The following is an 18,798-nucleotide window of genomic DNA, read 5'->3' on the forward strand; positions in this document are numbered from 1 at the left end:
CCTCTCTATGTGGAGGTGCGCGTAGGACGGTTAGAACGAACCTTCAATCTCGAGTGTGAAAATCGTCCCGAACTCGCGGTCTCGGTCTTCGATGAAGTCGATGACGCCCGCCCGGCGATCAACGAAGACGGTCCGGTCGAAGCGATTGTCGCGGTCAGCGATGTTGGCGACGTTGGCGCGAATGGTGAGGCCGGCGACGTCCTTGTTCTCGATAAAGGCGCTCACGAAACCGGGAAAGCTTTCGGTTCGCAGCGCGATTTCGTCGAGGCGCACGTTGCGTGCGTTGTCCTCGTAGCTGGCCGACGTGCCTATCGCCCAGGATGTGCCCTGGAAATCGTGGCGCAGGTCCATGCCGACATCGAGAATGTCGTTGCCCGACAGTCGCCGCGTCGTGCCAAGCAGCGGGTCGACGATCGAACTGTCGCGCACCGAAGCGCGGAAGTCGAGCCGAGTGCCGCGCCAGCCGAACCCTTCGGAAAGAAGCGTGAGGTCGCCTGCAATGCCGTAGGACTCAGCAGAAGGCAGGTTGCCCGGTGCCTGACCGCCGCCTTCGATCGGGATCTGGTCGACGATGTCCGAGATGTCCTCGTAAAATGGCCGCAGGTTCAGAGTGCCGATCGCGCCGAGATTGATCGCTGCCTCAATCTCGAAGACCCAGCTTTGCTGTGGCACGAGGTCGGCATTGGTCACATCGGCGCGTTCCTGATTGAGGTCGACCGAGGCGATGAAATCGAAGAAGTTGAGCTGGCCTACAACCCGTTCAACGCGGCCTGCGATGTTGATGTTGGGGCTGGCCTTCCAGTCGAGCGCAACAAAGCCCTTGGGCCGATAAAACGTGCGCGTCTGGCCAAGCGGGCCGCTCTGGCTGATCTTGGAATATTCGGCGCCCAGTGAAGACTGGAATTGCAGCGTCGAGGCGAGCGTCCGGCTGTAAATGAGGCTCGCTTCTGCACGGTCCTCTTCCACGCGCGCGGTGGCGCCCGGCAGCGCGACGGGCTGGAAATCGCCGCCCGCATCGATCACTTCGAGCGCGGAGGTGATGTCGAGGAAGTTCTTCACTCCTTCGGCCGCAACAAGCAGGTCTCCGCCTAATGCACCAAAGCTGTATTCGGAGCGCAGGATCGTCTCGCCTTCATCGGCATCGCGGGTGAAGCGGCTTCCGACGACCGGCGAGCCATCCTCGAAACTGGTGATCGCCTGGCTGACCGTGGGGCTGTCCTCGTAGCGGTGGTAGGCGATAAGCTTGAGCCGCCCGCCGCCAAGGTCGAACTGGTAGTCCGCGCCGATTTCAAAGTTGTATTCGTCTTCCTGTGACCGGAAGTCGCGAGCGCTGTCGGGCAGGCCGACGATTCCATCCTGAAGCGAGATTTCGCTCTCACGGAAGATGAAGCCGTTCACTTCGCCGGTCAGGTTCAGGACATTCTCATTGTCCGCCACGCGTGTGTAGGAGCCGGAAAGCCCGATCCGGTCCGAATTGAAGTTCGAGGCCTCATCCCGCAGCGCGATAAGCGTGCGCGCGCCGTCGAACACGCGCTCGATCCCCTCGTCACCTCGCCTGCCAGAGTTGTTTTCCAACTCAAGCGTCCACTCGTCCTTCTGACCACCGCCAGCAATCGCGACGCGGCCTTCATAAAGGCGCGCGGGCGTGCCGAACGAGCGGAACTGGGGTGCGTAGCGGAACTGGCCTGAAATGCCGCCGCCGCTCGCGGTGATGACGTTGAGCACCTGACCGGTGAGGCCGCCAATATCGAGGCTCGCGCCGTCGACCAGCACCAGTTGGACAACCTCTTCGGTCGGGATGCGTTGTAGGGCGGCGACGGGGCCGTTCGACTTGCCCGAAATGCGCCTGCCATTGATGATGACGTTGGTGTCCGCTTGACCGAGGCCGCGATCCCCGCCGCCTTCGCGGATGGAGAAGCCCGGGATCTGGCGCGCCATGTCGAGAGCGCTTCGCGGGGCAAAGCGGGCAAAATCTTCCGGCACGAAAGTGCGGCGAGTGTTTGCCTCGGTGGATGCCGCGCCGGTCTCGTCCAGTGCCTCGCCTTCGCTTGTCTCAGCCGAAAGCGGTGCCGGGCACAGGGCAAGGGCTGCGCAAGTCGCGAGGAGGAGTTTGGAATGGGTCAGGGGATTCATCGAGGCACAGAAACGCTGAGGGAGCATGAAAGTTCCTTGCGCATCGCTAAAATGAATGAACAGGCTCAAGGGACGAACGGTCATCTGCGTTCGACAAAAAACGTTCGAAATTTGGGCCGATTGCGGACCATCGATTCCACGGCTCTGCTGGCCGCAGGCGCGTCAATCCGCGTGCGCCATTACCGGCTGCGTCATCTGGTCTGGCTGTTGAGTGAAATTCTCCACTGGTCGGGAAGACAGGATTCGAACCTGCGACCCCCACACCCCCAGTGTGATGCGCTACCAGGCTGCGCTACTTCCCGTATCCAGTGGAGGAGGCGGCCTATAAGGGTGGCGTTTGGCGCTGGCAAGACGAAAGCTGATCCATCCCACCGGCTATCGAGGCGATACACACAGCTGTGGCCTGTTTGCCACCATGCGCGCTAGCCGAATTGCCCGTTGCTTGTATTGCTGCTAACCGCGCCCACTTACCTGAATAAGGGTAGAGCGGACGTGCCAATTGCCACGCAGCGGGCGCCCGCTTTCGGGATTATTAAACAGCAAAACGAACGGGCTTTTGACACATGCTTGACCTTCTTGCCGCTGCCGGAGCTGCTGATGCGCCTCCGGGCTGGATCAACTGGTTGCCGATCATCGGCATGGTCGTGATCTTCTGGTTTCTGATCATCCGTCCGCAGATGAAACGCCAGAAAGAGCACCAGGCAAAGGTCGCTGGCCTCAAGAAAGGCGATCAGGTTGTCACGCAGGGCGGCCTGGTAGGCAAGGTCATGAAGGTCGACGACACCTATGCCGAGATTGAGCTCGCCAAGGATGTTCGAGTGAAAGCGGTCAAGCACACCATTGCTGACCTGATTGAGCCGGGTGGCAAGCCCGCCAACGACTAAGACCAGCATGCCGGGCCTTGGCGCAGCACCATGCGAAGTCAGCCCGGACATCGACGGTAAATATCATAAGGTTCAAGACTGAACGGCAATGCTTGATACACCACTCTGGAAGAAGATTTCGCTCTGGGTATTCACCCTTGCGCTCGCAGCGGCCGCGATCCCTTCGCTCATATCCAGCTTCACCTCCTCGGACGAACCCGCGCCGGCTCCCGCCGACGATGTAACCGCAGAGGCTCCGGCTTTCCCCGAAGTGGACGGGGAAGACGAGGAGGAAAGCTCGCTTCCGCAGATCAATCTGGGGCTCGACCTTGCGGGTGGCTCGCACCTCCTGCTTGAGGCAAACCCGGCTGATGTCGCGAGCCAACGGCTCGAGAACATGGAAGAAGCGGTCGAATCCGCGCTTCGCCAGGCGGTGCCAGCAATCGAGTTCGGAGACACTTCGCGCTCGGACGGACAGCTTTCCTTCATCCTCGACAGCGTGGCCGACATCGACCGTGCACGCGCGGTGCTTGAACCGATCATGATGGGCGACGGCCTGCGCCGTGAATGGGATCTATCGGTTGTCGACGGACAGCGTATCGTGCTGAGCCCGACCGATGCCGGACAGGCAACCGCATTGAACAGCGCCATGGAAGGCGCGGTCGAAGTCGTGCGCCGCCGTATCGACCTTCTCGGCACGCGCGAGCCGACGATCATCCGCCAGGGTGAAAATCGCATCGTGGTGCAGGTGCCGGGCCTTCAGGACCCGGTTGCTCTCAAGCGTCTCCTTGGTGAGACCGCAGAGCTTGAATTCAAGCTGGTTGATCAGCAGGCCCTGCCGACCAACACCGCTGCCGGTGTCGCCAATCCGGGAAGCCAGATCTACCCATACGCGCCTGAAACCGATTTCGCCGGCCAGTTCGAAGCGGTCAAACGCCTCGGCGGCATTCGCGGCGACAGCCTTATCAATGCGCGCGCGGGCGTCGATCCGCAGACCAACGAGAACGTCGTCAACATCCAGTTCGACCAGCAGGGCGGCCAGAAGTTCGCTCAGCTTTCGACCGAGAATGTGGGTGAGCGCTTTGCGATCATCCTCGACGGCGAAGTGATCTCGGCGCCGTTCTTCAACGAGCCGATCCTTGGCGGTAGCGCACAGATTTCCGGCGCTTTCACGCCTGACACGGCGAACGAGCTTGCGATCTCGCTGCAATCGGGGGCGCTGCCGGTGCCGCTGACCGTGGTGGAAGAACGCACCGTCGGACCTGACCTTGGCGCAGAATCGATCCGCAGCGGGCTTATCGCGATGCTGATTGGTTCGATTGCCGTCATCGCGCTGATGGTGGCGACCTATGGCCGGTTCGGCGTGTATGCGACGGCGGCGCTGGTGTTCAACGTGCTGATCCTGCTGGGCCTGATGGCTATCGGAAACTTCACGCTGACCTTGCCGGGTATTGCTGGCTTCGTGCTGACTGTCGGTGCGGCGGTGGACGCCAACGTGCTCATTAACGAGCGTATCCGCGAAGAGCGCAAGCGTGGCCGCAAGGTCATCACCGCGGTCGAGAACGGCTACAAGGAAGCGAGCCGTGCGATTTACGATGCGAACGTCACCAACTTCATCGCAGGCGTGCTGCTGTTCTGGTTCGGATCGGGCCCGATCCGTGGCTTTGCGGTCGTGCTGGTGATCGGCCTTGCAACCTCGGTCTTCACCGCGCTGACCCTGACCAAGATGTGGGTGTCCGGCTATCTCGCCGCCAAGCGCCCCAAAGACATCACGATTTAAGGAGGACGAGACATGAAACTGCTCAAGCTCGTGCCCCAGGACACCAACATCAAGTTCCTGAAACTGCGCGTTCCCTTCTTCATTCTCAGCATCGTGCTGATCGTGGGAAGCTGGGCCGCTGTGCTTGCGCTGGGCCTCAATTACGGCGTCGATTTCGCCGGAGGCCAGGAAATCCGCGCGACCTTCACCGAGACGGCAGAAGCGCCGGTGGTGGAACTGCGCGAAGTGATCGGTGATCTTGAAAACATCGAGGACCCGATCGTTCAGCGATTTGGCGAACCCAACGAGGTTTCGATCCGGGTCAAGCTGCCGCCCGAAGCGGAAGGCAACCCTGAATTCGCGAACGAGATGACCAACGCGATCGTGACCGAGATCCAGCAAAGCTATCCCGATATCCGCATCGATGGCGTGGACAGCGTCTCGGGCAAGGTCTCGGGCGAATTCAGAAACGATGCAGCCCTCGCGCTGATCGCGGCGATGGTGATGGTGGCGCTCTACATCTGGATCCGCTTCGAATGGCAATTCGGCGTGGGCGCGCTGTTCGCGCTGTTCCACGATGTGTCGGTGACGCTGGGTCTGTTTGCGCTGACCCAGATGGAGTTCAGCCTTCAGATCATCGCGGCGATCCTCGCGATCATCGGTTACTCGCTGAACGATACGATCGTCGTCTACGACCGCATCCGTGAGAACCTGAAGAAGTACCGCAAGATGCCGCTTCCAGAGCTGCTCGACCTGTCTGTGAATGAAACCCTGGCGCGCACGGTGATGACCTCGCTTACACTGCTCGTCGCGCTTTTGCCCCTGCTGTTCTTCGGCCCGGCGAGCCTTTTCGGCCTCGTCGCGGCAATTACGGCGGGCCTCTTCATCGGTACCTATTCGAGCGTCTATCTCGCAGCGCCGCTGTTGGTCTGGATGGGCGTCACTTCGGACAGCTTCGTGCCGAAGGAGACCGAGGCGGACCTTCAGGAAAAGAAGGTGCTGGGGCAGGCGTAGTCGCTGGGTGTGCCCCCATTCGGGAGCACTTCCTCGGCACTATTCCCTTCGCTTCGCTTTGAGGCGCCTGCGGGCGGACGCCCATGGTTTCTCGGCGCCCTTGCGGCCCTGTGGGCCGATTGCAGATAGGCGTTAGCGTCCGATCAAATCATCGTAATGGGCCGCCAGCTCGAGCGCATTAGTCTCCCAGCTGAAACGCTCGGCCATCGCGGCGACGGCGCTGCGCATGGGCGGGTTGTTGAGCACCTCGTTCACGCCCGCCGCCACGGCTTCGGGGTTGCGTTCGACCAGCCGTCCCGCCGTGTGGTTGGTGATGATCTCGCGAGCGCCGCCCACGTCGCAAGTCACCACCGGAGTCCCGCAGGCAAGCGCTTCCACCCAGACGTTGGCGAGCCCTTCATTCGCGGTAGGCAGCACCATCACGTCGGCAGCCGACAGCACCAGCGGCATCCGGTTGTGGTCGAGCGACCCTGCGAAATGCACCCGCTTATCAAGGTCCATTGTCCTGGCGAGATCGCGCAAGTGTGCCTCGTCCTCACCCTTGCCGACCAGCACCAGCCGCGCGCCCGGAATGGCTTTCAGCGCGGCAATCGCAATGTCCTGACCTTTGCGTTTGATGAGAGCGCCGACGCAGACAAGCAGCGGCACGTTGTCGGGCATTGTGAAGCTCAGTTCCTTGGTCAACTGCGCGCGCAGCTGCGTGTGCTCAAGCGGGCGGAAACGGTCGCGGTCGAGGCCGGTGTAATGGACGCGCATCTTGCGGCGATCCATGCCGATATCTTCCATTTGGCGTGCAAGGCTCTCGCTCACGGCTAGCAGGCGGTCGGCGCGCTCAGCGGCTTCGAGCATTTGCGCTCGCGCAAAGTCGATGCCGCCCCAATAGGTGATGTCGCTGCCCCGCGCCTTGATCGAAAGCTTCGTTCCAATTGCGTCAGCAATCTCGGCAGCGGCAGGGCCGTCGGGGAAGAAGAACTGCGCATCGAGCACATCAATCGGGCTTTCGGCATGAATGCGGCGGATCACGGGCAAGGCAGCCTTGGCGATGGCGGAGGCGTTGCGGCGCGCGCCCACCGCCGGGATCAGGCGAAAGCGCGGGCGGTGAACAGTAATGCCGCCTTCCTCAGCGACTTCATCGAGGCCAGCAAGCGCGCGGTAGCGACCCACGGCCACAGGGGGCAGGCCAATAGGATTGACCACCGTTACACGCCAGTCCCCGCGCCGCGCCAGCGCTTCGAGCGAGCGTGCGACGAAGGTCCCGAAGCGCGGATTGGTCGTGTTGGGATAGAGCGTGCTGAGCGACAGGACGTGCTTCATCACGAACCTTCCTGCCGATTACTGCGCACGATACTCTCCTCTCTCCGATTCAGGATGTTAGCGGGTTTGCGGTTAAAACCGACTGACAAACAAGATTAACGTCACAGCGGCCTCACCAGCATCGTGGCGACCGCGATCCAGGGCGGATTATCGATAACAAGCTGCTTGTTGCCCGCCTGAGCAGGCAGGAGGCCGACCAGCGTGCCCTTGCGGTCGATCAGCCGACCGAATGCGAAACGACCGCCGGGGCGGGGGATCAGGCAGTCGCGGTTCATTGCGCTTGCCGCTTCGTCCGGATCGATCTGGCGTAGCCACACCATGTCGCCGGGGCGATACTCGCCGACCGATGCAGCAACTTCGAGCACCAGCATGGTTGCATCCCCGCCGCTGGCCGCGATTTCGGTGGGAAGGATCGCCTCACGCGGAGTCTTGAGCGCCTCGGGCTCGGAGAGGCCGAGTTCGGCGACAACCTGCGCGCGCTTCTGCTCTTCCGAACGCACCAGCACTTCGGGGTCAACCTCGAGAGCCGCTCCGATCCGGTCCATCCACTTGATCGAGAGGTTGCGCATCCCCGTTTCGAGCCGCCCGATCGTCTGCGCGGTGGTAGGCGGTTCGCAGGCCTCTGCAAGATCGGCGAGGGTCAAGCCCTTGGCCTTTCGGATTTCGCGGATGCGATTGATCATGTTTCGAACCTCTCGAAGAACCCTTTTGGCGAATTTGGACTTTCCTACAGTGCCGGATGCAATGCAAGCCTCAAATCACCCATTTGGTGATAAAGGAGAGTTGGACATGCGCAAACTGGTCGAGAGGGAGCTTACATCCGAAGGCCCAAGGCGCGAGGGGGCGGCGCGTGCAAAAGGCCGAAGCGTCACCGTCAACGCGGCGGAATCGCCAATTGCATGGCTCCATTCGCGCGGGCACCTCTCCGCCAAGCTGTTTGATGCGGGTGAGGCGCTGCGCGCCGATTACGAGCGCGCGCAATTGTCACCCAATGTCACGATGCGCTGGGACCCTGTGCGTATCAAGACAACCGGAGAGCAGGGGCTGAGCGCAAGCGAACGCCAGATCGCGGCAAAACAGCGTTTCGACGGCGCGCTCAAGGCAGCAGGCAAGGGGCTTGAAGACATCCTCTGGCGTGTCGTGTGCGCGGGCGAGGGATTGCCGCAGGCGGAGAAGACCCTCGGCTGGCCTGCCAGGAGCGGCAAACTGGTGCTCAAACTCGCGCTCGAGAGGGTGGCCGACTTCTACCGGATCAGGTGATCTAGATCATCGCGGCGCGATCTGGCACGGAGCGGACATGGGGAAGGGCATCATCCGATATGGTTTGCTGTATGGCGGCGCGCTCGCGCTGGTCGCGGTGGTGCTGCAATGGGCGCAGTATCGCTATCTCCTGATGAGCATGCCGGGCGAGATCTACATCGGCGTGGTGGCAGCGATTTTCGTCGTCATTGGCATCTGGCTCGGCATGAAACTGACACCCGGTGGCAAGCCAACGGCGTTCGAGCGCAACGAAAAGGCCATCTCCTCGCTCGGTCTCACTAGGCGCGAGTGCGAAATCCTCGACCACCTAGCAAAAGGCGCGAGCAACAAGGAAATCGCCCGCTCGCTCGGCGTCTCTCCCAACACGGTGAAGACCCATATCGCCAATCTTTACATGAAGTTGGAAGTGACGGGCAGAGGCAAGGCAGTCGAGGCAGCGCGCTCGCTGGCGCTCATCCCGTAAGGGCCGTCCATCAGGGTGAAATGGTCGAATTCACCCATCCGGGTGATAGGATTTGAGGTTCGAATAAGGAACGGGTCAGGCGTCCAATTACAAAAAAGGAGACGCACAATGTTTCGTTACGCACTCACTTACGGTTCGATCATCGGTGTCGTGATCATCGCTTTCATGATCGCGGTGATGCTGGTGGTCGGGACCGATGATCTGATGACCTCCGAGATTGCCGGTTACGCGGTCATGCTCGCGGTGCTCAGCCTCGTCTTCATCGGCATCAAGAGATATCGCGACGTCGAGCATGGCGGCGTGATCAAGTTCGGCCAGGCAGCTGCGGTCGGCATCGGGATCGCGGTAGTTGCTGCCGTATTCTACGTCATCACCTGGGAAGTGTTCCTTTACGCGACAGACTTTGCCTTCATGCAGGCCTACGGCGATTCCATGCGCGCATCGATCGAAGCGCAGAGCCTGAGCGATGCCGAGCGCGCAGCCCAGATTGCCGAGTTGGAAGAGGGCATGGTGATGTACGCGAACCCGCTCTTCCGCATGCCGATCACCTTCATCGAGATCTTCCCGGTCGGGCTGATCGTTGCGCTGATTTCGGCTGCGATCCTGCGCAACGCAAAGGTGCTGCCTGCGCGCGCTGCGGCATAGGCGATGAGGAGCAAGGTCGGTCGAGGAACGTCAGGCGTAATCGCCCGCGCCGTAGAAAAAGCGCTCCTCGACGATCTTGCCGTCCTTGACGGTGTAAACGCCCACTTCCGCCATCTGGCTGCGTTCACCGTCCATCGTGACGTCCATGGTGTACCGCACCGCGAATTGGTCGCCGAAGACGTACGGACCCTGCATGGAGGAGGAGTGCATCTCGGCATTGTCTTCCCACCATTGGTGCTTCTGGATCAGCGCCTCGCGACCCTCGACCCGCGCCATCGGGTCGTCGGTCGGCTCGAGACTGACAATGTCGTCAGACCAGTATGCCTGATACCCTTCGGCATCCTCTTCGATCATCAGCTTCATGAAGTCGGTGGCGAGTTGCTCAATGGACATGGCTGGCTCCTGCGATTTGGCAAAGGCGGCGGCTGCGCGCCGAGGGTTACGCTTTTACACGCAAAGAGTGACACTTTCGCGCCCGATGTCCACGCTTTGCGCCCTAAGGTGACGCTTTTGCGGCCTATGGTGACACAGTGCCGGGTTTTGCCTCTGGACCGTGTAACATGCGGTCCACTTCTCGCATCTGTCAGGCGATCCGAGCGGCAATCTCGCGGCGAAGGGCGGGCAGGGTTTCTGCCTCGAACCAGGGGTTCTTCGCCATCCACATTCGCACGCGCCAAGCGGGGTGGGGTAGCGGGAAGAAGGGCGCGAAGTCGGCCCCCCGCTTCACCCGATCGGTCATCGAAAGCTTGCGCGTTGCGGGCAGGTAGGCGGCCTGCGCATAGGCCCCCACCAGCAAGGTCAGCCGGTCTTCGGGGAGCAGCGCGAGGATGCGGTCATGCCATGCGGGGGCGCACTCCTTGCGCGGCGGAGCATCGCCGCCCTTGGCCTTGCCGGGGTAACAGAACCCCATCGGCATCAGCGCGACCTTGGCAGGGTCGTAGAAGGCGTCCTTGTCGAGCCCCAGCCAGCCGCGCAAACGGTCGCCGCTGTCATCATCCCACGGGATGCCACTCGCATGGACGCGGGTGCCCGGAGCCTGACCGACGATGAGGATGCGGCTGTTTGGCGAGAACTGGACGACGGGGCGGGGACCAAGCGGCAGGTGCTTGGCGCAAAGGGTGCAGGCCGCGATCTCCCGATGGAGAGCCTCGGCCCGCTGCGTGCTCACCCCTCGACCTTCTCGGCGATGTCGAGCCAGCGTTCTTCGGCCTCGTCCTTCTGGCGGCGCGCGTTCTCCAGCCCCTTTGAGATGGTCGCGAAGCGCTGCGGGTCGGAGGCGAAGAGGTCGGGATCGGCGAGGATGCCCTCGGCCTTGGCGATGGCGGCTTCGAGCTCCTCAATCCGCGCAGGGAGCTGCTCGTAATCGCGCTGGTCCTTGTAGGAGAGCTTGTCCGACTTGGGCGGAGGCGGTGCTGGGGTGGGAGCGGCAGACGGCGCGCAAGACTTCGCCTTGCCAGCGACAGGCTTGCGCCGCTTGGCTTCCCAATCGGCATAGCCGCCCGCGACCACGTCCACGCGGCCCGTACCATCGAGGCCGAGCGTGATCGTGACCGTCTTGTCGAGGAAGTCGCGGTCGTGGCTGACGATCAGAACGGTGCCTTCGAAGTCGGCGATGACCTCCTGCAACAGGTCGAGCGTTTCAAGGTCGAGGTCGTTGGTCGGCTCGTCCAGCACGAGCAGGTTCGCGGTGCGCGCAAACTCGCGGGCGAGCAAAAGGCGCGAACGCTCGCCGCCCGAAAGGATACCGACCTTGGTGTCGACCAGCTTGGGATCGAACAGGAAGTCCTTGAGGTACGCCTGCACATGCTTGCGCGTTCCCCGCACGTCGATCCAGTCGCCGCCCTCGGCAAGGATCTGTCGCACAGTCACATCGGGTTCGAGGAGCTTCCTCTGTTGATCGATCATCACACCAGAAAGCGTGCGGGCATGCGTGATCGTGCCGGTGTCGGGCTCAAGCTCCTTGGTCAGCATCTTGAGCAAGGTCGTCTTGCCGGCACCATTTGCGCCGACGATACCGATGCGGTCGCCGTTCTGGATGCGAAGGGTGAAGGGCTTGATGACCGCGCGGCCATCGTAGGACTTGGAGATGCCTTCGGCGACAATCACCGACTTGGACTTGAACTCCTCGTCATTGCCAAGCTTGAGCTTGGCTGCCCCGCTGTCAGAGATCATCGCGGCGCGGGCTGCGCGCATCTGGTAGAGCTTCTCAAGCCTGCCCTGGTTGCGCTTGCGCCGCGCAGTGACGCCGCGTTCAAGCCAGTGCGCCTCAAGCTTGAGCTTGGCGTCGAGCTTCTCGGCGGCGCGTGCCTCCTCGGCATAGACCTGCTCTTCCCAGGCCTCGTAACCGCCAAAGCCGACCTCCTTGCGACGCAGGGTGCCTCGGTCGAGCCAGAGTGTCGCGCGGGTCAGGCGCTTCAGGAAAGTGCGATCGTGGCTGATCGTAATGAATGCGCCTTTGTACCGGGTGAGCCAGTCCTCAAGCCAGTCGATCGCGCTCAGATCGAGGTGGTTGGTCGGCTCATCAAGCAAGAGCAGGTCCGGGTCCTGTGCCAGCGCGCGGGCGATAGCCGCACGGCGACGTTCGCCGCCGCTAGCTGTCGCCGCATCGGTACTCATGTCGATGCCGAGCTGGCCTGCAATCGCTTCGACCTCATGCGTTGCTGGCGCGTGATCGCCATGGAGCGCAAAGTCCATCAGCGTATCGAACGCAGAGAAGTCGGGCTCCTGCTCAAGAAACACGATCCGCGTGCCCGGCTTAACCCGCCGCTGGCCGCGATCGGCCTCGATCCGGTCGTCGATCAACTTGAGCAGTGTCGTCTTGCCCGCCCCATTGCGCCCGATCAGCGCCAACCGGTCTCCGGGCAGGATATGCAGGTCGATAGGTTCTGCGCCTTCACCCGGCTGGGGGCCGCCAAAAAGCCAGCGCCCGCCTTGCTGAAGACCAAGCCCTTCCCAAGAGAGGATCGGAGGTTGTGCCATAGAGCGCGCCAAGTAGGGCCTTGCATACCGGCTGCCAAGTCGGTTCAGTGCGCGGAAAGCCGCAATCCCCCATCTGCGCGGCAAAGGAGGACGCATTTCATGACCCGTATTCCGCTTACTCTCGCTGCCGCCGGTGCGCTTGCACTGCCTGCAACTCTTGCCGCTCAACAGGTTGAAATCGAAGCAGATGGTCCTGTGATCGAACTGTCGGTCTATGAAAGCATCACTGCCGAACCCGACCTCGTGACGATCGGTGCGGGCGTCTCAACTGAGGCGCGCACGGCGGTCGAGGCAATGCGCATGAACGCAGAACAGATGAACCGCGTGATCGAGCGGATTATCGAGCTCGGCGTTCCCGAAGAGGACATCCAGACGACCGGCGTGAACCTCAATCCGCGCTATGACTACAATCGCGAGACGCAAACGAACGTGTTCCGTGGCTACCAAGTCTCGAACCGGGTCAGCGTCAAGCTGCGCGAGGTCGATGAGACGGGCGCGGTGCTAGATGCTCTCGTCGTTGCGGGCGCGACCGACTTGTCAGGACCGGACTTTAGCATCGAGGATGACGAAGCCGCCAAGGATGCTGCCCGCGCCAGCGCCGTAAAGCGCGCGCAAAGCCGGGCGGAATCCTACGCCTCAATGCTCGGCTTTGACGGGGTCGAGGTGCTTTCCATCAGCGAAGCGATCCAGGGCCGCGCGCCCATGCCGCAAATGGCCATGCGCGAAGTTGCTTCGGACTCGATCCAAGTGACGGGATCGCGCATTCAGCCGGGCATGGTGAACACCGGTGTCAACATCACGATCAAGTACCAAATGGTCGACGACGATGCTGAAACGGCCGAGGCGGAGCAGTGACACGGGTGCCATGCCTGCCTGAACAAGTGGACTTCGCCGTATTCACAGCTTGTTCAACGCGCTGGGCCTAGGCATGACAGCACGATGACCAACAACCGCTTCCTCCTTGCCGCAGCTGCCGCCGCCATGATGGCGGTCGGTCTTGGTGCGGGCTCCACGACGTCGCTTGTCGCTGCCACGACGGCTGCGCAGGAGCAGTCGCGCTCGGATCAGGGCGAGGCGCGGCGGGAGATGCGCGCCGGAAACCAGCTGTCCCTGCGCGAGATCGAGCGGCGCATCCTGCCGCGCATGCGCGGCAGCGAATATCTCGGCCCGTCTTACGACAGCACAGCACGCGCATACCGGCTCAAGTTCATTCGCGAGGGCCGCGTGACCTATGTCGACGTCGATGCCCGCACTGGCCGGATCATCAACCGGTCGAATTGAGAGCGGATCCGCAATACTCATGACCATTCGCCGGGGGACGAAGCACAATATGCGACACGTCGCTCGCTTGACGTGCGTCGCACAAACGCGCAGGCATCCTCCCGAAAACTCAAAGGATAATGGTGGACCATGCGCATTCTGATCGTTGAAGATGAGCCCACTCTTGGCCAGCAACTGAAATCCACGCTGGAGCAGACCGGTTATGCGGTCGATCTGTCGACCGATGGCGAAGACGGCCATTTCCTCGGCAGCACAGAGGATTACGACGCCTGCATTCTCGATCTTGGCCTGCCTGAGATAGATGGGCTCAGCGTACTCGGCATGTGGCGCAAGGAAGGTCGCGACTTCCCGGTGCTGGTCCTGACAGCGCGCGACAGCTGGTCGGACAAGGTAGCCGGGCTGGACGCAGGCGCTGACGATTATCTTGCCAAGCCGTTCCAGACCGAAGAGCTGATTGCCCGCCTTCGCGCGCTTATCCGCCGTGCATCGGGCAACACATCGTCCGAACTTACCGCAGGCGGTGTCCGGCTGGACACGCGCTCGGGCCGCGTGACGCTTGACGGGGAGCCGGTGAAGCTCACCGCGCAGGAATACAAGCTGCTCAGCTACCTGATGCACCACAAGGGCAAGGTTGTCAGTCGGACTGAGTTAATCGAACACATCTACGATCAGGACTTCGACCGCGATTCGAACACGATCGAAGTGTTCGTCACCCGCATCCGCAAGAAACTCGGCGCAGAGGTAATCACTACGATCCGTGGCCTCGGTTACAGCCTCGACGACCCCGCAGACGCTCCACGAGCATGACACTGCGCGCAGGCCTGGCGCCTCGGCTTCACCGCCGGGTGCGCAGGAGCCTGCGCCCGCGGACGATGCAGCGGGCCTTGCACAAGCACCGACCGACCAACCGCGCGCCAGCCTCGCGCGGCGCATGGGCTTCATCGCGGCGGGCTGGATCATCGTCCTGCTGCTGGGCGGCGGGATCGCGCTCGAACGCACGCTGACGCGCCAGGTCGAATCGAATTTCGACGAGCAGCTCGAATACCAGCTCACCGCGATGCTCGCCTCGGCGGAGATCGACAGCTTCGGAGAGGTGTGGTTCTACCGCCCGCTGGGTGACCAGCGGTTCCTCGAACCCGGCAGCGGCCTTTATTGGCAGATCAGCGGCGAGGGCTATGAACCGTACCCATCGCGAAGCCTGTGGGACACGCCGCTTGAATTGCGCGGACCGCAGGAGGGCGGGGACTTCAACAGCGCGCCGCAATTCTACAACTCGGCGCAAATTCCCGGCGAACCCATCCGTATCGTCGAGCGGACAGTGATCCTGCCGGGAAGCGAGACGCGCTGGACCTTCGCCGTCGCCAGCGCAACCGAGGAGATGGACGCGCAAATCCAGCAGGTCCGCACGATCTTGATCTGGAGCTTCGCCGCGCTCGGCCTCGGCCTCATTGTCATGGCGCTGCTCCAGATCCGCTACGGGCTCTCGCCGCTGCGGCGGGTGAGGGCGGCGATCCAGAAGCTGCGTACCACCGGCGACAATCGTATCACCGAGCCGCTTCCCGCAGAGGTGCAGCCGCTGGTGGAGGAAGTAAACGCGCTGCTCGAACACACCGAGCGGCAGGCGGAAGAAGCGCGCATGCATGCGGGCAACCTCGCGCACGCGCTCAAGACGCCGCTCACCGTGCTCACCAATGCCGCCACTGCGCGCGATCCGGACCTCAGCACCGCCGTGTTCCGCGAAACGCGCACGATGCAGCGCCATGTCGACCACCACCTTGCCCGCGCACGCGCAGTTGGCCGGCGCGCGGTGGGACAGGCGCGCACCAATGTCCGTCAGAGCGCCGAGGCTGTGCGCCGCGCTGTCGAAAGGCTCTACCCCGAAGGACGGTTGGACATTGCGGGCAGCAAAGATTCCCTCGTCGCGATCGAGCGTCAGGACCTCGACGAGATCCTCGGCAATCTGATTGAGAACGCCGCGAAATATGGCGGCGGCAGCGTATTCGTTACCGTCGATCATGAGCCCGGCAGCCCGCTTTGCCGCATTTGGATCGAAGACGACGGCGCCGGCATCCCCGAGGAAGAACGCAACCGCATCTTCGACCGCGGCGCTCGCCTCGACACCGGCAAACCGGGCACTGGCCTTGGCCTAGCCATCGTTCGGGACGTGGCGGAGATTTACGGCGGCTCGGTCACGCTTGGCGAAAGCGAGGACTTGGGCGGCTTGCTCGTGGACCTTCGCCTGCCGCGAGCGGGTTGAATTCAGCGTTCGTTCAAGCGTTTGCTCGCCTGCTGCGCAAAGTCGCAAGGGGAGCGCTCAGCATGGTTCGCAATTTCGTACTCCTGACCGCCGCCAGTCTCGTTCTGGGCGCGTGTGCGACCTCGTCCGACACACCGAACAATTTCGCCGCCGAGCGCGGTATCTTCACCAGCCCTTATGCCGCGCCCGAAATCGACCGGCGCGCTGTCGGGCCAGGCGTGCTTGACGAGCATGGCCGGTGGAGGCGTTGGGACGATGACCTGCTTTATCCCGGCGGCGGCGAATTCGCGTATGACCGCGAAGGCAACCGCGTCCGACTGTCCCGCCGCGAGCTACGCGAATTGTGCGAAGTCTATTTCGCCAATCAGGCGCAAGCGGTGCAGGACGAACGCATCGCCGAATTCAACGCTCAGCAGGCAAGCGCGTCTCCCGCGCCGCCTCCGCCGCAGCCGAGCGCACCGCCCGTGACAAACACAGGCGACGGTGAGACACCTCGTTGAGCGATAACTAGCTCCCGCGCGCCTTTTCGTGGTGGCGGATCACTTCTTCGATGATGAAGCGCAGGAACTTCTCGCTGAATTCAGGGTCGAGATCGGCTTCTTCCGACAGCTTTCTCAGCCGCTCGATCTGGCGCTGCTCGCGAGCCGGATCGGCTGGAGGTAGTGTCACTTTCGCCTTGTACTCACCCACCGCCTGGGTGATGCGGAACCGCTCTGCCAGCATGTGAATGATTGCGGCATCGATGTTGTCGATGCTCTTGCGATAGGCCGCGAGGACCGGATCGTCTCCGGCTGCGGCGGTGGTGGAAGGTTGCGTCTCGTGCGCCATATACCGCGAAACTAGCAGCAATTCAGCGCTTGCCAAGCGTGCTGCGCGCACCCTAAAGGCGCAAGCAATGACCGCAGACGTCGTACCCCTGCCGCGCAAGAAACCGACGCTCGAGCCGATGCTTTCGCTGACTGCGAACGGCATGAATTCGGTCAACTCCGTTATTCTCGAACGCATGCAGAGCGAGATTCCGCTCATTCCGCGCCTTGCGGGGCACCTGATTTCGGGTGGTGGAAAGCGTCTACGCCCGATGCTGACACTCGCCGGTGCTGCGCTGGTCGGATATGAGGGCACGCGCCATCACAAGCTCGCCGCAGCGGTTGAATTCATCCACACCGCGACGCTGCTGCACGACGATGTCGTGGACGGCAGCGAACTGCGCCGTGGCAAGGCGGCGGCCAACATCGTGTTTGGCAACCCGGCAACGGTTCTGGTCGGCGACTTCCTGTTCAGCCGCGCATTCGAGCTGATGACCGAGGATGGGTCTTTGCGCGTTCTCAAAATCCTCAGCCACGCCAGCGCCGTGATCGCAGAGGGCGAAGTCTCTCAGCTCACCGCGCAGCGCCAGATCGAGACGAGCGAGGAACGCTATCTCCACATCATCGGCGCGAAGACGGCGGCGCTTTTTGCTGCCGCCAGCCAGATCAGCGCAGTCGTCGCCGAATGCAGCGACGAGGAAGAGCGCGCGCTGGAAGACTACGGTCGTAACCTCGGTGTCGCGTTCCAGCTGGTCGACGATGCAATCGACTACGATTCCGATGCAGCGCAAATGGGCAAGGACCAGGGCGACGATTTCCGCGAAGGCAAGATGACGCTTCCCGTCATTCTCGCTCACGCACGCGGAGACGAGGCTGAGCGCAAGTTCTGGAAGGACGCGATCCTGGGCCACCGGTCTTCGGATGAAGATTTCGCCGAAGCGATCCGCTTGATCGAAAAGCACAACGCTCTCGAAGATACGCGCGAGAAAGCACGCCACTTCGCACAGCGCGCCATCGACGCGATCTCGATCTTCGCGGATAGCAAGGCGCGCGCCGCAATGGCTGAAGCTGCGCAGTTCGCGGTCGCTCGCGGCTACTGAACCCGGCGACCGGGCGAAGAAAATCCCGGCCCCGCTGATAGCGAAGCCGGGATAATCCGTTCAGCGATACACGCTTACTGTCGGGTAGCCGTCCAGCTCACCTTGCTGTCATCGCGTGGATCGGTTGCGACGACAGTCAGGGTGTCACCGTCGACAGTCCAGTCATTCACGCCCGTTGTCTCCCCATCGCGCGTGAAAGTTTCGCGATAAGTGTTGTCGCCCGTCTTCTCGATCGCGACCATCGTGCCCGAATTGTCGCCGTCGATAGTCACGGCATCACCGCCCAGTGTCGCGGTGTAGCCACCACCGAAGCTTGCAAAAGTGATCGTGTCGCCATCTTCGGTGATGGTCACGCTGCGCGCTTCGTCGGACATTTCGGAAACGCCTGCTGGTGCCCATTCGCCCGACGCTGCATGCGAGCCGTCCGGTCCGGCTTCGACACGGGTCATCATCGAGGTCCCGGTGGTTTCGCCAGCGTCCTCGTAGTTGGTCCAGTTAATGGTCATCGTCTGGCCATCTTCGCCCACGGTCCAGACCGACTTGCCCTGATCCTCCCCCTCAAAACGCGAGGCAAGCTCGACCGTGTTGTCATCGACGACCGTGATCATGACCTGATCGAGGCCAGGCCGATCGACCGATTGCCAGTTACCGTCAGCGGCAACCGAGTAAGGTGGCAGGCATGAGTTGCAGGTATATTCGCCATCAGCGATCGCATAGTTGCTATTCGCGTTTTCCCATTCGGCCGAGTCCAGGTTCACTGTCCACGTGCCGACAATACCAGTCGCGGCGGTGGCTTCTGCCGTGTCGCTCTCAGCACCTCCGCTGCATGCTGCTGTCCCCAGCACAAGCGTGATTGCGGCCAAGGCCGTCATAGTCGTTTTCATCGATTTCCCCCATCAGTTACGCTCGGCTCTCGGCGCTCAA

20 protein-coding genes and 1 tRNA gene are annotated in these 18,798 nt (G+C 62.2%); 12 read left to right on the forward strand and 9 right to left on the reverse strand.

The window, feature by feature from the left end; translation table 11 throughout:
- Positions 1 to 30 precede the first annotated feature (30 nt).
- Together NAP1_RS02505 and NAP1_RS02510 are read right to left on the reverse strand one after the other, a co-directional pair.
- Positions 31 to 2,160 carry a TonB-dependent receptor gene (locus NAP1_RS02505; RefSeq protein WP_156777175.1) on the reverse strand — a complete coding sequence of 710 codons (2,130 nt, stop codon included), beginning with the start codon at positions 2,158 to 2,160 and terminating at the stop codon, positions 31 to 33.
- A gap of 198 nt (positions 2,161 to 2,358) precedes the next feature.
- Positions 2,359 to 2,435 (reverse strand) — tRNA-Pro (locus NAP1_RS02510).
- Positions 2,436 to 2,696: 261 nt separating this feature from the next.
- Here NAP1_RS02510 and yajC point away from each other — a divergent pair.
- The 3 genes from yajC (at position 2,697) to secF (ending at position 5,769) form a co-directional block, all read left to right on the forward strand.
- Entirely contained in the window at positions 2,697 to 3,017 is a 321-nt protein-coding gene (yajC, locus tag NAP1_RS02515; RefSeq protein ID WP_007163645.1) for a preprotein translocase subunit YajC, read from the forward strand.
- Between the two features lie 88 nt (positions 3,018 to 3,105).
- Complete coding sequence (gene secD, locus NAP1_RS02520; RefSeq protein ID WP_007163646.1) at positions 3,106 to 4,776, forward strand: protein translocase subunit SecD; 1,671 nt, start codon at positions 3,106 to 3,108, stop codon at positions 4,774 to 4,776.
- 12 nt (positions 4,777 to 4,788) lie between these two features.
- Positions 4,789 to 5,769, forward strand: coding sequence for a protein translocase subunit SecF (secF, locus tag NAP1_RS02525; RefSeq protein WP_007163647.1), 981 nt, complete (start codon positions 4,789 to 4,791; stop codon positions 5,767 to 5,769).
- A gap of 132 nt (positions 5,770 to 5,901) precedes the next feature.
- Here the strand turns inward: secF and NAP1_RS02530 are convergent, their stop codons facing one another.
- Together NAP1_RS02530 and NAP1_RS02535 are read right to left on the reverse strand one after the other, a co-directional pair.
- Positions 5,902 to 7,083 (reverse strand): glycosyltransferase, encoded by a 1,182-nt coding sequence (locus tag NAP1_RS02530; RefSeq protein WP_007163648.1) that lies wholly within the window; start codon positions 7,081 to 7,083, stop codon positions 5,902 to 5,904.
- Between the two features lie 101 nt (positions 7,084 to 7,184).
- Positions 7,185 to 7,766: a helix-turn-helix domain-containing protein gene (locus tag NAP1_RS02535; protein WP_007163649.1), complete on the reverse strand. Its 582-nt coding sequence runs from the start codon at positions 7,764 to 7,766 to the stop codon at positions 7,185 to 7,187.
- Between the two features lie 106 nt (positions 7,767 to 7,872).
- On the opposite strand from NAP1_RS02535, the gene NAP1_RS02540 reads away from it, so the two are divergent.
- The 3 genes from NAP1_RS02540 (at position 7,873) to NAP1_RS02550 (ending at position 9,451) form a co-directional block, all read left to right on the forward strand.
- A complete protein-coding gene (locus tag NAP1_RS02540) occupies positions 7,873 to 8,343 on the forward strand; it encodes a DUF6456 domain-containing protein (RefSeq protein WP_007163650.1) in 471 nt (156 codons plus the stop codon).
- Positions 8,344 to 8,380: 37 nt separating this feature from the next.
- Positions 8,381 to 8,806, forward strand: coding sequence for a response regulator transcription factor (locus NAP1_RS02545; protein ID WP_007163651.1), 426 nt, complete (start codon positions 8,381 to 8,383; stop codon positions 8,804 to 8,806).
- A 108-nt stretch (positions 8,807 to 8,914) separates the two neighbouring features.
- Positions 8,915 to 9,451: a DUF4199 domain-containing protein gene (locus tag NAP1_RS02550; RefSeq protein ID WP_007163652.1), complete on the forward strand. Its 537-nt coding sequence runs from the start codon at positions 8,915 to 8,917 to the stop codon at positions 9,449 to 9,451.
- A 30-nt stretch (positions 9,452 to 9,481) separates the two neighbouring features.
- On the opposite strand, the gene NAP1_RS02555 is transcribed toward NAP1_RS02550, so the two are convergent.
- The 3 genes from NAP1_RS02555 to NAP1_RS02565 form a co-directional block, all read right to left on the reverse strand.
- The gene (locus tag NAP1_RS02555) at positions 9,482 to 9,844 is read right to left on the reverse strand and encodes a nuclear transport factor 2 family protein (RefSeq protein WP_007163653.1); all 363 of its coding nucleotides are present in this window, start codon (positions 9,842 to 9,844) and stop codon (positions 9,482 to 9,484) included.
- Positions 9,845 to 10,034: 190 nt separating this feature from the next.
- On the reverse strand, positions 10,035 to 10,619 hold the full coding sequence (locus NAP1_RS02560; protein ID WP_007163654.1) for a uracil-DNA glycosylase family protein: 585 nt from the start codon (positions 10,617 to 10,619) through the stop codon (positions 10,035 to 10,037).
- Positions 10,616 to 12,430: an ABC-F family ATP-binding cassette domain-containing protein gene (locus NAP1_RS02565; protein WP_007163655.1), complete on the reverse strand. Its 1,815-nt coding sequence runs from the start codon at positions 12,428 to 12,430 to the stop codon at positions 10,616 to 10,618. Before NAP1_RS02565 ends, NAP1_RS02560 begins: the two co-directional genes overlap by 4 nt.
- A gap of 99 nt (positions 12,431 to 12,529) precedes the next feature.
- Here NAP1_RS02565 and NAP1_RS02570 point away from each other — a divergent pair, with 99 nt between their 5' ends.
- The 5 genes from NAP1_RS02570 (at position 12,530) to NAP1_RS02590 (ending at position 16,468) form a co-directional block, all read left to right on the forward strand.
- Positions 12,530 to 13,285: an SIMPL domain-containing protein gene (locus NAP1_RS02570; protein ID WP_007163656.1), complete on the forward strand. Its 756-nt coding sequence runs from the start codon at positions 12,530 to 12,532 to the stop codon at positions 13,283 to 13,285.
- An 84-nt stretch (positions 13,286 to 13,369) separates the two neighbouring features.
- Positions 13,370 to 13,711 carry a PepSY domain-containing protein gene (locus NAP1_RS02575; protein WP_007163657.1) on the forward strand — a complete coding sequence of 114 codons (342 nt, stop codon included), beginning with the start codon at positions 13,370 to 13,372 and terminating at the stop codon, positions 13,709 to 13,711.
- 129 nt (positions 13,712 to 13,840) lie between these two features.
- Entirely contained in the window at positions 13,841 to 14,518 is a 678-nt protein-coding gene (locus NAP1_RS02580; RefSeq protein ID WP_007163658.1) for a response regulator transcription factor, read from the forward strand.
- Entirely contained in the window at positions 14,469 to 15,968 is a 1,500-nt protein-coding gene (locus NAP1_RS02585; RefSeq protein WP_007163659.1) for a HAMP domain-containing sensor histidine kinase, read from the forward strand. The genes NAP1_RS02580 and NAP1_RS02585 overlap by 50 nt, the downstream gene beginning before the upstream one ends.
- Before the next feature lie 62 nt (positions 15,969 to 16,030).
- Positions 16,031 to 16,468, forward strand: a complete 438-nt coding sequence (locus NAP1_RS02590) for a hypothetical protein (protein ID WP_156777176.1) — start codon at positions 16,031 to 16,033, stop codon at positions 16,466 to 16,468.
- A gap of 7 nt (positions 16,469 to 16,475) precedes the next feature.
- Here the strand turns inward: NAP1_RS02590 and NAP1_RS02595 are convergent, their stop codons facing one another.
- Entirely contained in the window at positions 16,476 to 16,796 is a 321-nt protein-coding gene (locus NAP1_RS02595; RefSeq protein WP_007163661.1) for a chorismate mutase, read from the reverse strand.
- A 67-nt stretch (positions 16,797 to 16,863) separates the two neighbouring features.
- Between NAP1_RS02595 and NAP1_RS02600 the strand changes: the two genes are divergently transcribed.
- Positions 16,864 to 17,874 carry a polyprenyl synthetase family protein gene (locus NAP1_RS02600; protein ID WP_007163662.1) on the forward strand — a complete coding sequence of 337 codons (1,011 nt, stop codon included), beginning with the start codon at positions 16,864 to 16,866 and terminating at the stop codon, positions 17,872 to 17,874.
- Positions 17,875 to 17,948: 74 nt separating this feature from the next.
- Here NAP1_RS02600 and NAP1_RS02605 read toward each other — a convergent pair whose 3' ends face one another.
- Positions 17,949 to 18,758 carry a hypothetical protein gene (locus NAP1_RS02605; RefSeq protein WP_156777177.1) on the reverse strand — a complete coding sequence of 270 codons (810 nt, stop codon included), beginning with the start codon at positions 18,756 to 18,758 and terminating at the stop codon, positions 17,949 to 17,951.
- Positions 18,759 to 18,798: the final 40 nt, after the last annotated feature.

The organism is Erythrobacter sp. NAP1, assembly GCF_000152865.1.
Lineage (GTDB): Bacteria > Pseudomonadota > Alphaproteobacteria > Sphingomonadales > Sphingomonadaceae > Erythrobacter.

Bases quoted from the DNA above. Each gene is read 5' to 3' on its own strand.
- secD (WP_007163646.1), top strand. From the start codon at position 3,106: ATGCTTGATACACCACTCTGGAAGAAGATTTCGCTCTGGGTATTCACC.
- yajC (WP_007163645.1), top strand. From the start codon at position 2,697: ATGCTTGACCTTCTTGCCGCTGCCGGAGCTGCTGATGCGCCTCCGGGC.
- NAP1_RS02540 (WP_007163650.1), top strand. From the start codon at position 7,873: ATGCGCAAACTGGTCGAGAGGGAGCTTACATCCGAAGGCCCAAGGCGC.
- NAP1_RS02605 (WP_156777177.1), bottom strand. From the start codon at position 18,758: ATGAAAACGACTATGACGGCCTTGGCCGCAATCACGCTTGTGCTGGGG.
- NAP1_RS02580 (WP_007163658.1), top strand. From the start codon at position 13,841: ATGCGCATTCTGATCGTTGAAGATGAGCCCACTCTTGGCCAGCAACTG.
- NAP1_RS02570 (WP_007163656.1), top strand. From the start codon at position 12,530: ATGACCCGTATTCCGCTTACTCTCGCTGCCGCCGGTGCGCTTGCACTG.
- NAP1_RS02555 (WP_007163653.1), bottom strand. From the start codon at position 9,844: ATGTCCATTGAGCAACTCGCCACCGACTTCATGAAGCTGATGATCGAA.
- NAP1_RS02530 (WP_007163648.1), bottom strand. From the start codon at position 7,083: ATGAAGCACGTCCTGTCGCTCAGCACGCTCTATCCCAACACGACCAAT.
- NAP1_RS02535 (WP_007163649.1), bottom strand. From the start codon at position 7,766: ATGATCAATCGCATCCGCGAAATCCGAAAGGCCAAGGGCTTGACCCTC.
- NAP1_RS02600 (WP_007163662.1), top strand. From the start codon at position 16,864: ATGACCGCAGACGTCGTACCCCTGCCGCGCAAGAAACCGACGCTCGAG.
- NAP1_RS02575 (WP_007163657.1), top strand. From the start codon at position 13,370: ATGACCAACAACCGCTTCCTCCTTGCCGCAGCTGCCGCCGCCATGATG.
- NAP1_RS02505 (WP_156777175.1), bottom strand. From the start codon at position 2,160: ATGCTCCCTCAGCGTTTCTGTGCCTCGATGAATCCCCTGACCCATTCC.
- NAP1_RS02565 (WP_007163655.1), bottom strand. From the start codon at position 12,430: ATGGCACAACCTCCGATCCTCTCTTGGGAAGGGCTTGGTCTTCAGCAA.
- NAP1_RS02550 (WP_007163652.1), top strand. From the start codon at position 8,915: ATGTTTCGTTACGCACTCACTTACGGTTCGATCATCGGTGTCGTGATC.
- NAP1_RS02590 (WP_156777176.1), top strand. From the start codon at position 16,031: ATGGTTCGCAATTTCGTACTCCTGACCGCCGCCAGTCTCGTTCTGGGC.
- NAP1_RS02545 (WP_007163651.1), top strand. From the start codon at position 8,381: ATGGGGAAGGGCATCATCCGATATGGTTTGCTGTATGGCGGCGCGCTC.
- secF (WP_007163647.1), top strand. From the start codon at position 4,789: ATGAAACTGCTCAAGCTCGTGCCCCAGGACACCAACATCAAGTTCCTG.
- NAP1_RS02595 (WP_007163661.1), bottom strand. From the start codon at position 16,796: ATGGCGCACGAGACGCAACCTTCCACCACCGCCGCAGCCGGAGACGAT.